The 15,273-nt window shown below is 56.3% G+C and carries 15 protein-coding genes; 7 read left to right on the plus strand and 8 right to left on the minus strand.

The features are described 5' to 3' along the window. Positions 1–41 precede the first annotated feature (41 nt). Positions 42–1,181 carry a hypothetical protein gene (locus C0058_RS29650; protein WP_158660309.1) on the plus strand — a complete coding sequence of 380 codons (1,140 nt, stop codon included), beginning with the start codon at positions 42–44 and terminating at the stop codon, positions 1,179–1,181. Between the two features lie 196 nt (positions 1,182–1,377). After that, positions 1,378–2,265: a toll/interleukin-1 receptor domain-containing protein gene (locus tag C0058_RS29655; RefSeq protein ID WP_102370034.1), complete on the plus strand. Its 888-nt coding sequence runs from the start codon at positions 1,378–1,380 to the stop codon at positions 2,263–2,265. A 121-nt stretch (positions 2,266–2,386) separates the two neighbouring features. Here the strand turns inward: C0058_RS29655 and C0058_RS29660 are convergent, their stop codons facing one another. From C0058_RS29660 to C0058_RS29670, 3 genes are read right to left on the minus strand one after another with little or no spacing between them, the layout of a single operon-like run. Continuing rightward, positions 2,387–2,830 (minus strand): TIR domain-containing protein, encoded by a 444-nt coding sequence (locus tag C0058_RS29660; protein ID WP_102370035.1) that lies wholly within the window; start codon positions 2,828–2,830, stop codon positions 2,387–2,389. An 11-nt stretch (positions 2,831–2,841) separates the two neighbouring features. Further along, positions 2,842–4,272, minus strand: coding sequence for an SIR2 family protein (locus C0058_RS29665; protein ID WP_102370309.1), 1,431 nt, complete (start codon positions 4,270–4,272; stop codon positions 2,842–2,844). A gap of 31 nt (positions 4,273–4,303) precedes the next feature. After that, on the minus strand, positions 4,304–4,798 hold the full coding sequence (locus tag C0058_RS29670) for a toll/interleukin-1 receptor domain-containing protein (protein ID WP_102370036.1): 495 nt from the start codon (positions 4,796–4,798) through the stop codon (positions 4,304–4,306). Between the two features lie 648 nt (positions 4,799–5,446). Between C0058_RS29670 and C0058_RS29675 the strand changes: the two genes are divergently transcribed. Beyond that, on the plus strand, positions 5,447–5,959 hold the full coding sequence (locus tag C0058_RS29675; protein WP_008434401.1) for a cupin domain-containing protein: 513 nt from the start codon (positions 5,447–5,449) through the stop codon (positions 5,957–5,959). A gap of 89 nt (positions 5,960–6,048) precedes the next feature. On the opposite strand, the gene C0058_RS29680 is transcribed toward C0058_RS29675, so the two are convergent. From C0058_RS29680 to C0058_RS29695, 4 genes are all read right to left on the minus strand, one after another. Further along, complete coding sequence (locus C0058_RS29680; protein WP_003211020.1) at positions 6,049–6,450, minus strand: type II toxin-antitoxin system HicB family antitoxin; 402 nt, start codon at positions 6,448–6,450, stop codon at positions 6,049–6,051. Between the two features lie 55 nt (positions 6,451–6,505). After that, positions 6,506–6,688, minus strand: coding sequence for a type II toxin-antitoxin system HicA family toxin (locus tag C0058_RS29685; protein ID WP_003211022.1), 183 nt, complete (start codon positions 6,686–6,688; stop codon positions 6,506–6,508). A gap of 185 nt (positions 6,689–6,873) precedes the next feature. Next, a complete protein-coding gene (locus tag C0058_RS29690) occupies positions 6,874–8,127 on the minus strand; it encodes an amidase (RefSeq protein ID WP_102370037.1) in 1,254 nt (417 codons plus the stop codon). A gap of 10 nt (positions 8,128–8,137) precedes the next feature. Beyond that, on the minus strand, positions 8,138–8,563 hold the full coding sequence (locus C0058_RS29695) for a VOC family protein (protein WP_003211024.1): 426 nt from the start codon (positions 8,561–8,563) through the stop codon (positions 8,138–8,140). 113 nt (positions 8,564–8,676) lie between these two features. On the opposite strand from C0058_RS29695, the gene C0058_RS29700 reads away from it, so the two are divergent. After that, positions 8,677–9,543 carry a LysR family transcriptional regulator gene (locus C0058_RS29700; protein WP_003211026.1) on the plus strand — a complete coding sequence of 289 codons (867 nt, stop codon included), beginning with the start codon at positions 8,677–8,679 and terminating at the stop codon, positions 9,541–9,543. A 42-nt stretch (positions 9,544–9,585) separates the two neighbouring features. Here the strand turns inward: C0058_RS29700 and C0058_RS29705 are convergent, their stop codons facing one another. Then, a complete protein-coding gene (locus tag C0058_RS29705; RefSeq protein ID WP_102370038.1) occupies positions 9,586–11,946 on the minus strand; it encodes a glucose/quinate/shikimate family membrane-bound PQQ-dependent dehydrogenase in 2,361 nt (786 codons plus the stop codon). A gap of 161 nt (positions 11,947–12,107) precedes the next feature. Here C0058_RS29705 and C0058_RS29710 point away from each other — a divergent pair, with 161 nt between their 5' ends. The 3 genes from C0058_RS29710 (at position 12,108) to C0058_RS29720 (ending at position 15,245) form a co-directional block, all read left to right on the plus strand. Continuing rightward, entirely contained in the window at positions 12,108–12,590 is a 483-nt protein-coding gene (locus tag C0058_RS29710) for an Lrp/AsnC family transcriptional regulator (RefSeq protein ID WP_050543199.1), read from the plus strand. A gap of 167 nt (positions 12,591–12,757) precedes the next feature. Continuing rightward, a complete protein-coding gene (locus tag C0058_RS29715) occupies positions 12,758–14,440 on the plus strand; it encodes an NAD(P)/FAD-dependent oxidoreductase (RefSeq protein ID WP_102370310.1) in 1,683 nt (560 codons plus the stop codon). Positions 14,441–14,450: 10 nt separating this feature from the next. Then, positions 14,451–15,245, plus strand: a complete 795-nt coding sequence (locus tag C0058_RS29720; RefSeq protein WP_102370039.1) for a carbon-nitrogen hydrolase family protein — start codon at positions 14,451–14,453, stop codon at positions 15,243–15,245. Positions 15,246–15,273 lie beyond the last annotated feature (28 nt).

Genomic DNA, 15,273 nt, shown 5'->3' on the forward strand with positions numbered 1-15,273 from the left:
AGAAAGTTACTTGTAAATTTTACGACCATCAAGGAGTTAAAGTGAATAAAAACTATTACTGGGAAATTGAAAAGTCACCCTACCCATCACCATTCCTATCAGAAACAAAAACATTTGGCGAAATCAACCCGATATTTCTTGTAGATCAACTAAATGGTAAACGACCCGCCGTCTTCAATGAAAATTTTCTAGCATCTGGAGAAATAAATCTCCCTATCTACCCGAGTGCACTACTCGACTCCAACATAATGGATGCAATTGACAACAGAGTACAAAAAAACACAAAGCTTGACGGGCTAGAAAATTTTCTTCACTTCGCAACACTAAACAAATGGGATTTCAGCCCACTTTTTTATTACATGGAGCATTACTCAAAATCCTCAAATGAAGACTTCATAAAAAACGCGAAAAGACGGACCGAATCGTATCTAAAAGTTTTCTCTATGAACCAAGAGCACTTTCTATATACGCAAGAAATAATTCCAGACCCAGCCGCGATTGAATTCTACTTAGAGCCTACCCCCCATAAAACCTTAACTGAATTAGCAGAAGGAAGAACGATAGCTTTTACCGAGAAATTTGACAAACGCTTCTTAAACAATGCAATTGAGTCAATACAAATAGCGTTAATCAAGATGATACTCATAGAAAAAATTGAGTTCAAAGGTGCTACCCCCCTACAAAAACATGGGGAGTTGGTCAGTTTCCTAAAAGATGGACTCGGAATAATGCTCGGCCGCGAAGCACATATGGCACTACACTACTTCTCAGGTATTGCTGGTCGCTTATTGGGAGTTCAAGCAAGCACGCCGTATACTACAGCACTTAAAAATATTCGATCGACTGCTTGGGACATGTTCTTGCTAAGAGTCCCAGAGGGATTGTATACCGAAGCGCCCGACGAATTATGCATAAGCTATATAGCCACTCAAGAAAAGCAACTTCACACCCTTGCAAAACTCTTCACCCTGGAAAGAATATTTAGCACTGAGAAAAACGGATTCACTCCTATAATCAGTTACAATATGAAAATGCTTCCACCTGAGACTTCGTCCGGTGCAGCCACAAACGATGAACAGTTATTTTTTAGCCATATTGAGCGCAGCACGCAAATGAGATTAGAGCCACCTACAGGACTTCTCAACGCCCTGGAAAACGAACTCAGAAAATATTGCAGCTAACGATTAGCATAAATATTAAAAGTTATGCGCACGCCTCTATCTAACTTATTAAGCACTTGCAGCTAGCACTAAACACACGAGGTCAAAACGATCACAGATAGAGTCTAAAAGGATTTATACATCGATCTTATGACCACCTAGGAAATCCGGGCAGCACACACATCACGGCACCCTACGAGAAGAAGAGGCAAAGCAAATGGCAGAACTTGAAGTTCCCCCGAAGGTATTTATCTCATATTCTTGGGAGAGCGACGCCCACAAGCTATGGGTAAGAGTTCTCGCTGAGAGGTTAACAAAAAACGGAGTGAACGTCCGACTAGACCAGTGGCATATCACGCCCGGACAAAGTCTCACTCAGTTCATGGAAGTTGAAGCTCAAGATTGTGACTTCGCCCTGATCATTTGCACGAAGGACTACAGCAGAAAGTCATTGGCTCGTGCCGGTGGAGTTGGCTACGAACAACAAATAATAACTGGACGCATTGCTGCCGGGTTGGACCGGGAGCGCTTCATTCCTATTATTCGAGATGGCGAATTTACTCCTGGCGCGGACTGCTCCATACCCGCGCAGTTCTTGGGAGTCTATGCACTTGATATGCGGGACGAGGGAAAGCTGGATCAGCGAATTGAGGATTTGCTAAGAGCAATATTTAGGGAACCCGCTCTGACACAACCTTCAATAGGACCGAGACCCGCCTTTGGTACAGTCCCTGAACCTGAAATCGCTACGAGGCCTAACCAGAGATTAGCCGTATTAGACATTGACGGATGGCATCTTCTTAGTGGGGTAGCAAGCAACGAGCGCTGGCCACAGTCCTTCCGAATTCCCGAAGAATCAGAGCGATATAGCCTTAATGTGAGCGATAGCGTTAAACTTCAGTTCGAGTTTTCCCTAGATGGTAAAAATGGAGACACCGAACTTTTTGGTGAAAGGATGTGGGTCGGAGTGATAGGTAGGTCTGGTCCCTACCTCGTGGGCGAGTTACAAAACACCCCAGCATGTTCAGATGAACAAGGTAACCTAGAAGCTGGCAATACCGTAGTATTTTTACCAGAACACGTTATAGATATATGGGAAGACTAACTTCCAGCGACGGCCCATACCGAAGAGACAATTGGTATCCCTTTTATCCGTCATATCAAAGTATACTCCATACCAATAAACCTGACAGACGGGCCGCGGTGATTTGGCGGCCCGTCATGATTCAGACCTTGCCGGCGGCCTTGGCAGCATCTTCGACCCACTTACCAAGGTTCTCCCGTCCACTATCCTTATTCCATAGATAGTGTTTGTATCCGGTGACGGTAAGGCCACAGCACGAGCTAGTCTGTTGCCTCAGGTTGCTGATCTGACTGATGTCGATGGTCAACAAGCCATTACCGCGCGCGATACTTTGGTCAATCTCGTACTTAACCCATTTGCTCTTGTTGGTATTCGCACCTACCAGTACGACTGTCACCGTGGTGCCAACGAGCTGGCCGTCGATCCAGGATTTTATCGCGGCCTCGCCCTTACGCTGCACCTCTTCGAACTCTGCTTTGTCGATAAAGCCGTACTTCGCGGCAGCTTGAATTACATTACTATTTCGCACATTCATGGCGCGATCAACGTCATCGTACTTGAAGCTGAAGAAAACTTTTCTAGCCATGGGTTGAGTCCTTAAATGAGAGGGATGAGGGTCAAGATAACTTCTTGGGCTCGCTTCAGCGTCGTGGCCTCGGCGCCCAACTCATGCAGCAACGGTGTAATCTTTTTTCCATGCGTGTGCTGTGCTTCGTCGTAGCTTTGGATGACGTCGTTCCACAGATCTCTGGAGATGGAACCTGTAATTCCCACTGGGATCACAAAGACGCCGTTGGTCACAGCAATATCGAACTCTTCCCGCATACCCGTTGAAAGCACCACGTCGCCGCCCTCAAGTTTATTGCCAAACAGGAAGATGGCGATGCCCGTGTGAGCAAGCATGTTGCGGCGATATTCCGACCAGACCTCTTTCAAAGGACGTTGACCGACCTGGTTTTGCGGGAACGGCCTTAAGATCAATTGATCGCTGTCTAGGCGTCCACCATTCATGATGGTCTGCTCCAGCACACCGGTGATGACGGCACTACCTATCCCCAGCCCAAACCCAGAAATCACCCGATATTGAGCTTTGCTGATTGCCTTACTCAGTTCGTAAACGAAATTTTCCGACTCCTTTTCCGTCCATGGACTGTAGTCATGCGCGGCGCCGGAAATGAAGATGGTTTTCTTTTTGTGGCGATGCTCGACAGCCTTCAAGATCTCGGTGATATCAGAGAACTGATCGACGTAAATCACTTTGATCCCTACGCGCAACAATTCGCCTTTAAAAAGTTCCTCCTTGCGCTGGCGATACTCGAAGTCCGCTAACTCTTCATCAACGGCTTGAGCGGCTTTCCTCAATAGGCAGTAGTGCTGTCGCTGATCCTTGGCAAACTGAATCCTTACTCGACTGAGGATGTACTCAAGGTTTGGGGCGGTGAAGCTAAAGCCAAGAAAAAGAAAAGTTTTGGCAATGAGGTCCCCGCTGAGCGCGGTGATGAACGGCTGCATTTTGACGTGATAACGCTCGTAATCGTCTCGAATCAACACTGCGTCGGACGCATGTTCAACATCGCCGTGCATTTTGTAGACTATCGCGTCGCGCTTGGGCTTTGTCGTTGCCAATTGCTTGGTTGTGTACTTGGTATCCGCGATTTTCTCGTTGTTTTCTAACGCGGTCTCGATCAGACGATCATAGTTAGTCGTCCAGTAGGTCTGGATCGGAAGCCTTGCAAGGATGACGTGGTTTTCAGTAGGGGCCACCTTCGCAGAAAACTCCGTCACCAAGAGTTGGTTGAGCTTCGCTCGATTGGTCGAATTTACGTTTGCATGGTATTGAGCCAACGTAACTAAATCCCATTCCTTCTCGACGTCCAGATCCAGGTCGTCCGCGATTGGCTTAAGCAGCGTCTTCCAATCAACGAACCCAGCCGCGCGCGAAAAGCCCGCCCCTGCAAAAATAGCAAGATTTCCTTCTGCCAACTCTTTTGACAGGTCGTCAATGAGTCGCAACTGTTCCCTCGTCATGTAGTAATCGCTGTGTTGGAGGTTGAGAAACTCAGAGGGTGCGTACCCAGCGGCCATTTCCTTGAGGGTCGTACAGCGCCAAGCCACCGGACGGCGGGGTATCAATGCGGTTGTAGAGCTTTAAATATTCGTTGCCGTGATAGCGGCCATGGGTGTCGGTAGTAGGGATGATCGCTATGCGGCCCAACTGCTTTTTGCCGTCCGCGTATCCAATCTCCCATGGGCACCAACGTGATGACATGGAATGTTCGGTTGCTAGAAACAAGAACCATTCTGCGCTGATGATTGCATTTTTGATTCGCGCGGCAGTCTCTGCGTCAGGCTGCTCGGGCATCGCCTGGTCTTGCCAGTCAATGTAGATGTCCCACCCCTGTTGCTTCAGCATTTCCTGAAGGCCCAGCGCAAGCGCTGCATCCTTGTGACTGTGACTAAGGAAAGCGGTAGGTTGACCTGGACGTTTGGGGGTGTGGCCACTTTGCGAGCGATTAAAATACCTGTTGCTCAGGTCAGATTGGAGAATCGTCATTGCGTAAGGCTTCCATGGCTTTGAAAGCAAAGTGCCATCTTTTAGGGGGGGCCTCAACAGTTTTTTTCAGCACACATGAAGCGTTATTGATTAATCCATTCAGCTCTGATGCCGAGCATCACTGTTAGTCAATCTGATTGGATTGGGCGGTAGTCGACACACAACGCACAGGCGACGCCGACCGGCCAATTAATGCAGGTGCAGATTGTCCGCTTTCGCGGTCAACTCCACTTTTAGAAAGCGTCTACATCACTCCAAAGCAACGCGTTCTGAAGTAGGTCTTTTACAAGCTTGAGTTCCAACGAGAAATGCAAAATCAGTACAACCACGGTACAGTACTCAGCTTGAGCAACCTTCTCAAAATTACGCTCAACACCAGTAACGACGGGGCCTCCAGCTATGCCAACCTACGTTCACCTACGAACGATTTCTCTAGGCATATCAGCTCGCCCAGCAACTCATAATCCCTTGGTCGTAGGTTCGAGTCCTACTGGGCCACCATCTTGAAAGCCGCGCATTGCGCGGCTTTGTCGTTTCTGGCGCGCGTGAGTCGTGCAGCAATGAAACATTAGTTAGTTGTCCCGAACGGCTACGGCACTGACCATGATTCCCAGTCAACGCCAATTCAGCACGAGGGAAACTTGTTCCATGCATCAGCAAAAACGCTCGCCGCGCAACGCAATCCACGGCCTGGGCATACGTGCCACAGCCGCCGTCGCAATCACCCTCGCAACCTTGAGCGGCGCACAAGCCGCCCCCGCCGCCACTGACTCCATCAAGGCATTCAAGCTCTGCACCGGCGCCGACAACAATTCGCACGTACTGGAAGGCACCATCGACCAGAGCATGCGCAATGACGTGACCGCCGTTCACTTCAAGCAAACGGCGGCGCATTCCTCGTATAGCTGGCATAACGACCCGGAGCCACAGTACGTCATGACGCTGTCCGGCACCCTGGCGTTCGTGACACGCGGCGGTGAGAAGTTCACGTTGCATCCGGGTGAAGTACTGATCGCCGAAGACAACACCGGCACCGGGCATCGCTGGAATCTGGTGGACGATCAACCGTGGCGGCGAGGGTACGTGGTGCTGAAGCCGGGCGCGCCGGATTCATTTATCCCGAACGATGCTGCCGCTGCGAAGGTGTGCAAGGGGTCGTAGTCTCGCTGATCACACCTCCTCGAATAAAAGAAAGACTTACGCTTTGCGGCGTAAGCCTTTTTTGTACTGCGTGCTCTACCGGCCCGTTATCAAACGGAAAGTTCGCGCAAAGCCGCCGTCGCCAGGAACCCAGAGCGCGAGGCATAGCGATGGTCTTTTTGCACTCGCTCATCGATACGATTCAAAAGTTGCTCAGGCAGTGAGGCGTTGAACCTGACTGACTTGCCCAGGTAAGGAGTAAGATCAAAGTCGATCACCGCCCACACGCCACCCGCAAAGTCCGGATTCTCCAAATGGACGTCGACCTCTCTAGCCTGAGGAAGCCGCTCCTCATCAGCAACCAATCCCTCGAGGTGCAGCGCTAAAGCTTCGCGGACATTATCCAGAGCTTCGGAAAAGGTTGTGCCCGCAGAAAAGCAACCTGGCACGTCCGGGACGGTCACGCTGTAATCTGAATCAGCGTCTTTGTGTATCACCACTGGAAATTTCATTTTTCCTCCTTTGAATGAGCCGCAGCGGGATCATTCACCACATAACCTACGGTCATCACTTCAGGCCTGCTGATTTCAAAATGCTGTGCAAGGTCCCCTTGGCTATCTCTGATTTAGGATGAGGAACCGTCACCCGGCCGGGCTTGGTTGAGTGCTTGAATTGATGGTGACTGCCTTTCGCCGCCACCTCAAACCATCCATCCGCCATCAGCAAGTCAATTACCTCTCTGCTTCTCATCGCGCCCGCTCCACAGTGTGTATCTTACACACCGAAGGTATCCTGCAGCATCTTTTATACACACAGGACACACCAATGAAAAAAGCCCGCTCATTTCTGAACGGGCTCATGCGAAGAATATGATGACTACGCCTATCGCCGCTTCGCCAGCGAACTAATGTCAGTTTTTGTGCCTTGACTGACTCTCAGCTTACCAACGCATTAACAATGACTTGCGCCGTACCTAGCAACGGCGCATCCCCTCTAAACGCCCCAATTACCTGCAACCCCACCGGCAACTCCCCTTCCCCACGCATCACCGGTACATTCACCTGCGGCAAGCCAAACGCGCCCCAGAACTTGATGAAGTCCGACGGGCCCGTGGTCGCCAACCCCACCGGCGCCAGCATCCCGCAGGAAACACTCAACATCGCATCAAACGGCTGGCAGATTTGCGCAAGCTGCGGGGCCAGTTGTACCAAGCGGGCCTTGGCTGCCGACTCCTGCTCCCAACTCGTCGTCTGGGCGCGCTCGATCATGGCCAACGTCGAGTCGCTGAGTAGTTCGGGATGAGACTGAAACTCCTTGGCCAATGAACGGGCACCTTCGCAATCGTTGATCAACTGGTGATCGTCGAATACCCCGTCGAACGCTTCAGGCAACACGACCTCACTGACAAGAGGCCCCAACCGTGCAACCGCTCGTTCAATAGCCTCGGCCACCAACGGCTGCACATCCGACCAGCGAGAGGTACGGCAGAAACCAAGCCGCAAGGGCCGACGCCCCGCCTCAACAGCCGGAAACCCAGGGATCAACACCCGCGCCACCCGCTCAAGATCACGCACCGAACGGCCATACCAACCCACGGTATCGAGGCTCGGCGCCAGGGGTTTCACGCCTTCTAGCGAGACCAGTCCAAACGACGGTTTGAAGGCATACAACCCGCAATAAGCGGCTGGCTTGAGCAGCGACCCAGCCGTCTGGGTACCCAACGCCAACGGGAAAAACCCGGCCGCCATCCCCGCCGCGGAACCCGCGCTGGAGCTAGCCGGCGTGCGGGACAGATCGAGCGGATTACGCGTCGGCCCTGTGTGCATGTAGGCAAATTCGGTGGTGTGGGTCTTGCCCATGATGATCGCGCCCGCCTGTCGTAGCAGCGTCACCACATGGGCATCCCGCGATGGACGATTACCCAGGTAAATCGGCGAATAGAATTCCGTTGGGTGGTCGGCGGTATCAAAGATGTCCTTGACCCCCACGGGCAAGCCCGCCAGCGGACCGGAACAGCCTTCAAGCTGCAACGCCTGCTCGCGCACCGCCTCAGCGTCGAAGGATACAAACGCCTGGATATCTGGTTCGTCGACACCTATGCGCGCAAGAAAGTGTTCAGCAACCAAAGCCGGCGTAATCGCCCCCGAACCCACCGCCTCGGCGATGCCCGTTGAATCCAGGCCATTCATCAACGCGCCCTCATTTAGCAAACAACTGCCCAATGTCCTTGAACGCCTTGAACTCCAACGCGTTGCCGCACGGGTCAAACAGAAACAACGTCGCCTGCTCGCCCACCTGGCCTTTGAAACGAATATGCGGTTCCAACACAAACTGGGTATTGCGCGCCTGCAAACGCTCCGCCAACGCATGCCAATCATCCCAACTCAACACCACGCCAAAATGCGGCACCGGCACGTCGTGACCGTCTACCGCATTGGTGTGCGCCGCCTCTTGAGAAGCGGTTTTCGGATGCTCATGAATCACCAATTGATGCCCGAAGAAGTCGAAGTCGACCCAGTGATCACTGGCACGTCCCTCCTCCAACCCAAACACCTCACCATAAAACTGCCGCGCAGCCGCCAGGTCGAATACCGGAATTGCCAGGTGAAAAGGAGCCAGTGCCATCAGGTTTAACCTCTATGGGTATTAAGTCCTTGCGAGTCTAGCCTTGCCGTAACCGATGGAAAGACGATAATTTTCGCAGCGAGCTCAAATTATTTTGATCAATCGAGACGCCCATGCTGCGGGAACTGAAAACCTTTATCGCCGTTACCCGCCATGGCACGTTCGCCGCAGCGGGCATGCATATCGGGCTGACGCAATCGGCGGTGAGTGCGCAGATCCGTCAGTTGGAGCAGGTGCTCGGCGTGCAGTTGTTCGACCGAACCGGGCGCCAGGCCACGCTGAACGCGGCGGGGATCCGCGCGCTGCCGCTGGCCAGGGAGATTCTCGAGACGTTCAACCGCATGGCTGTGCCGGTGGATGCCAATGAGTACAGGGGCGAGTTGAAGGTCGGCGCCATCACCACCGCCCAGACCGGCCTGCTGCCCCAGGCCCTGGTGCGTTTGCGCCAGGCGGCGCCGACGGTGGAGTGCAAGTTGGTGCCGGGAGTTTCCCTGGAGCTGCTCAGCCAGGTGGATGCAGGCGAACTCGACTCGGCGATCATCATTCGCCCACCCTTTGACTTGCCCAAGGAACTGCACGTGCAACTGCTGCGCAGGGAGCCGTTTGTGTTGATCGCGCCGCTGACGGTCGAGGGGGATGACCCGCTGCAACTGCTCGCCGCTCATCCTCACGTGCGCTACGACCGGGCTTCGTTTGGCGGGCGGCTGGTCAGTCGCTTTCTGCGGGATCAGCGGCTGGACGTGCAAGTGGCGCTGGAACTGGACGAGATCGAGGCGCTGGTCAAAATGGTCGAATGCGGCCTGGGCGTTTCACTGGTTCCCCACGCCGGACTATGGCTGGACCGATCCCCGCAGGTGCGTGTCATCCCGCTGGGCGAGCTGACCTTTAACCGGGAAATCATCTTGCTGAGCCGCTACAGCCAGCGCAACCTTCCGGTGCCACAACTCTTTGCCCGATGCCTGCTGGCAGACACGATCTAAGACGCAAAAAAAAGCCGCACATCCGTGCGGCTTTTTCACGCCCTATTTCTTGGGCAACGCGTAGGCAATCACATAATCCCCACGGTCCGGCGACTGTCGCGCGCCGCCGGCGGTTAGCACGATGTACTGCGTGCCAGTCTTGGGCGACACGTAGGTCATCGGTCCCGATTGGCTACCCACCGGCAGACGGGACTTCCAGATCTCGTTACCGCTGCCGGTATCGAAGGCGCGCAGGTAGAAGTCCTGGGTGCCGGCGAAAAACAGCAAGCCAGACTGCGTGGCCAGAGACGCGCCAAGAGTCGGCATGCCAATCGGAATCGGCATGTGCATGCGGATGCCCAGCGGCCCGGTGTCTTCAACCGTGCCCACCGGCACTTGCCACATCAGCTTGTGGGTTTTCAGGTCGATGGCCGACAGGGTGCCGAACGGCGGCTTCTGACACGGAATGCCCGCCGCCGAGAGGAAGCGCTCGCGCATCGCACCGAACGGCGTACCTTCTTGCGGCACCACGCCCATTTCGATGCCACTGGCACCGGCGGCGATCTTGTCGCGCGGGATCATGTAGTTGGCCAAACCCAGGCGCATGTCGTTGACGAACATGTAGTGGGTATTCGGGTCCACTGACACACTGCCCCAGTTCATCCCCCCCAGCGAACCCGGGAATTGCAGCGCGCGGTCCAGGCCTGGTGGCGTATAGACGCCCTGGTGGCGCATGCCCTTGAACTGGATGCGGCACATCAACTGGTCAAACGGCGTGGCGCCCCACATGTCGGATTCGGTCAGTTGCTGATTGCCGATCGAAGGCATGTCCACCGAAAACGGCTGGGTCGGCGAATAGCGTTCGCCGGGCACATTGCCCTGGGGCACCGGACGCTCTTCGACCCGGGCGATGGGCACGCCGGTTGCGCGGTTGAGCAGGAAGATTTCACCTTGCTTGGTGACTTGGGCCAGTGCCGGTTGCACGCCGCCGTTGCCATCCGGAATGTCGTAGAGCAGCGGCTGTGCCGGCAGGTCGAAGTCCCACAGGTCGTGGTGAGTGGTCTGGAAGTGCCAGCGCACTTGGCCGGTCTTCACGTCGATGGCGACGATGGAGGAGCTCCACTTGTCGTCATAGGCGGTACGTTCACCGGCGAAGAAGTCCGGGGTGGCGTTACCGGTGGGCAGGTAGACCAGGCCGAGCTTGGCGTCGTAGGACATGGCCGACCATACGTTCGGCGTGCCCCGGGTGTAGGTCTCTCCTGCAGGTGGGCGTTTGGTGGTGTTCGGGTTGCCCGGATCCCAGGCCCACACCAGTTCGCCGCTGTGCACGTCAAAGGCGCGCACCACGCCTGGCGGTTCACCGGTGGAGAAGTTGTCCGCCACACGCCCGCCCACGATCACCACATCGCCCGCCACCAGTGGCGTCGAGGTTTGCTGGTAATAACCGGGCTTCACTTCGCCCATGTCGGTCTTCAGGTCAACGGTGCCGTGGTCGCCGAAGTCTTCGCAGGGCGCGCCGGTTTCAGCATTGATCGCAATCAACCGGGCATCGCCGGTCGGCAGAAACAGACGTTTCACACAGGCTTTGGCGCCGGCGGGTTGCTCGCTGGCACTGCTGTCGAAATACCCCAGGCCACGGCAACGCTGCCAGTTGGGGCCGCTGCCCTGGGGATCGAATTTCCAGCGTTGGGCACCGGTATCGGCGTCCAGGGAAAACACTTTGCCGTAGGCGGTGCACACGTAAACGCTGTCACCGATCTGCAGCGGGGTGTTCTGGTCTTCGGCACCGGCGCCATTGCTCTCGGGGATGTCGCCGGTGTGGAAGGTCCAGGCCACCTGCAACTTGTCGATGTTGCCTTTGTTGATCTGGTCCAGCGCGGCAAACCGATTGCCGGCGGTGGTGTTGCCCCAGTGGGCCCAGTCTTTTTGCTCGGTGCCCGGCGTTACCGCAGTCACCGCAGGCTCACTGCTGGCCTTGACCACGTGGGTCGGTACAAACATGTACGCCAGGGTGGCGACCACGCCCAGGCCCAGCAGCCCGGCAACGCCATAGGCGCCGCGCCCGGGTGTCGATCCGGAAGCGCGGGCGAGCTGTGGATAAATCAGCGCGACTACCAGGCCGATGACGGCGAAGGTCAGGACTCGCGAAACCAACGGCCAGTATTCCAGACCGGTATCCCACACCGCCCAGATCGCAGTCAGCACCAATGCCACGGCGTACAGCCATGCGCCCTGAGGCCGGCGCTTGGCGATCAGCACACCAGAGACCAGCATCGCCAGGCCCATCAGCAGGAAATACCAACTGCCGCCCAGCACTACGAGGTAACCGCCACCGCCTGCCAAACCCAGGCCGATCAAGGCGATCAGCAGGCCCAGCCCAACCAGCAACCATCTGCTGCCGGTGGCAGCTCCAAAGTTATTCATCGCGCAAACGTCCTTCCTGTATACCTAACGCAAAATAATGTACCAAACAGTTACTTTTCACAATCTGGCACAAAATAATGTGTTCGATCAGCGGCGAAAATAAATTCCCGGCCGGGCGGGCAGTATCGCCAGGACCGAGCCTGTAACATGCTCGCCCATTGATGCCCGCGCCGGAGAACACCTTGCCCGCCTCTCACCCTCCCGTCCTCGATGAAATCGATCGCCAGTTGATCGCCGCCTTGCAGATCAACGCGCGTGAAAGCGTGGCCATGCTTGCCCGGCAACTGGGCATCGCGCGCACCACCGTCACCTCACGCCTGGCGCGCCTGGAAAAAACCCAGGTGATTACCGGCTATGGCGTGCGCCTCAGCCAGCGGGTGGTGGACGGTGGTTTGCAGGCCTACGTGGGGATCACCGTGCAACCGCGCTCCGGCAAGGAAGTGCTGCGCCGGATCAGTGCCATGGCGCAGGTTCAGCAGTTATGTGCGGTAAGCGGCGAGTTCGATTACGTGGCCTGGCTGCGCACCGATTCGCCGGAACAGCTGGATCAACTGCTGGACCAGATCGGCAGCGTCGATGGCGTGGAGAAGACCACCACCTCGATCATCCTCAGTAACAAACTGGATCGCGGCCAACCAATCTGACCAGCAAGATCGTCACTCTGACTAAAAACAATTCAATCCGACGACACATTGCGTCTTATTAACGAACGCTACGCTCCCTAGAATGGCTGCCATCTTTTCCTATACTCAGCGGGTCGCGCCCCGCCGAGCCGCCAGCAAGGTCAGCCATGAGCATTCCTTCCAGCACCATCAGCAAGCCCAACCGCCACCCCGCCACCGGTAAAAAGCCGATCACTATCTTTGGCCCGGACTTCCCGTTCGCCTTTGATGACTGGATCGAGCATCCGGCGGGCCTGGGCAGCATTCCGGCGGCCAACCACGGCGCCGAAGTGGCGATCGTCGGCGCCGGGATTGCCGGGCTGGTAGCCGCCTATGAGTTGATGAAGCTGGGCCTTAAACCCGTGGTGTATGAAGCCTCGAAAATGGGTGGCCGCCTGCGCTCCCAGGCGTTTGAAGGCGCCGAAGGCATCATTGCGGAACTGGGTGGCATGCGTTTCCCGGTGTCCTCCACCGCGTTCTACCACTACGTCGACAAGCTCGGGCTGGAGACCAAACCCTTCCCCAACCCGCTGACGCCGGCTTCCGGCAGCACGGTCATCGACCTCGAAGGCCAGACGCACTACGCACAGAAACTCGCTGACCTTCCTGCACTGTTCCAGGAAGTGGCTGACGCCTGGGCCGACGCCCTGGAAGCCGGCTCGCAGTTCGCCGATATCCAGCAAGCCATCCGCGACCGTGACGTACCGCGCCTGAAAGAGCTGTGGAATACGCTGGTTCCGTTGTGGGACGACCGCACCTTCTACGACTTCGTGGCGACCTCCAAAGCGTTCGCCAAGTTGTCCTTTCATCACCGCGAAGTGTTCGGCCAGGTCGGTTTCGGCACCGGCGGCTGGGACTCGGACTTCCCCAACTCGATGCTGGAAATCTTCCGCGTGGTGATGACCAACTGCGACGATCACCAGCATCTGGTGGTCGGCGGCGTCGCCCAAGTGCCCATGGGCATCTGGCGCCATGTGCCGGAGCGTTGCGCCCACTGGCCCGAAGGCACCAGCCTCAGTTCCCTGCACAACGGTGCGCCACGGGCCGGGGTCAAGCGCATTGCCCACGCCCCGGACGGCCGTTTCGCCGTCACCGACAACTACGGTGACACCCGCGAATACGCCGCCGTGCTGACCACCTGCCAGAGCTGGCTGCTGACCACCCAGATCGAGTGCGACGAAACCCTGTTCTCGCAAAAGATGTGGATGGCCCTGGACCGCACCCGCTACATGCAGTCGTCGAAGACCTTCGTGATGGTCGACCGGCCATTCTGGAAGGACAAGGATCCGGAAACCGGCCGCGACCTGATGAGCATGACGCTGACGGATCGCCTGACCCGCGGCACCTATCTGTTCGACAACGGTGACGACAAGCCGGGGGTGATTTGCCTGTCCTACTCCTGGATGAGCGATGCGCTGAAAATGCTTCCGCAACCCATCGAGAAACGCGTGAAGCTGGCTCTGGATGCGCTGAAGAAGATCTACCCGAAAGTCGACATCGCCGCGCGGATCATCGGCGACCCGATCACCGTGTCATGGGAAGCCGACCCGCATTTCCTCGGCGCTTTCAAAGGCGCACTTCCCGGCCACTATCGCTATAACCAGCGGATGTACGCGCACTTCATACAGAAGGACATGCCGGCGGAGCAACGCGGTATTTTCATTGCCGGTGACGACGTGTCCTGGACCCCGGCGTGGGTTGAAGGCGCCGTGCAAACCTCGCTGAACGCGGTGTGGGGCATCATGACTCACTTCGGTGGCAGCACTCACCCGCAGAACCCGGGGCCGGGGGATGTGTTCGACGAGATCGGGCCAATCGCACTGCCCGAGTAAGGAGTTGCCCATGCGTGTTGCCCTGTATCAATGCCCGCCTTTGCCGCTGGACGTGGCCGGCAATCTCAAGCGCCTGCATCAGTTGGCGCAAGAGGCCACCGACGCCGACCTGCTGGTGCTGCCGGAGATGTTTCTCACCGGCTATAACATCGGCGTGGAAGCGGTCGGCGCCTTGGCTGAAACCCAGGACGGTCCCGCTGCCCAATCCATCGCCGCGCTGGCGAAAAACTCGGGCGTGGCGATTCTGTATGGCTACCCGGAACGCGGTGCAGACGGGCAGATCTACAACGCCGTGCAGTTGATAGACGCCAACGGCCAGCGCCTGTGCAACTACCGCAAGACCCACCTGTTTGGCGATCTCGACAACTCGATGTTCAGCGCCGGCGACGATGATTTCCCGCTGGTGGAATTGAACGGCTGGACGCTGGGTTTCCTGATTTGCTATGACCTGGAGTTCCCGGAGAACACCCGGCGCCTGGCGCTGGCCGGCGCGGAGTTGATCCTGGTACCGACGGCCAATATGGTGCCCTTCGATTTCGTCGCCGATGTGACCGTGCGGGCGCGGGCGTTTGAAAACCAGTGTTATGTGGCCTACGCCAATTACTGCGGGCAGGAAGGCGAGATCCAGTATTGCGGGCAAAGCAGCATCGCCGCACCGGATGGCCAGCGGATTGCCCAGGCAGGTCTGGATGAAGCGCTGATCGTGGGCACACTCGATCGGCAGTTGATGGTCGACTCACGCGCGGCCAATCGCTACCTGCTGGACCGTCGTCCCGAGCTTTATGGGGCGTTGCACAAGCACTGATCCCGGCTGCTTTGCGCTAGCATAGGCA

The sequence above is a fragment of the Pseudomonas sp. NC02 genome (genome assembly GCF_002874965.1).
Lineage (GTDB): Bacteria > Pseudomonadota > Gammaproteobacteria > Pseudomonadales > Pseudomonadaceae > Aquipseudomonas.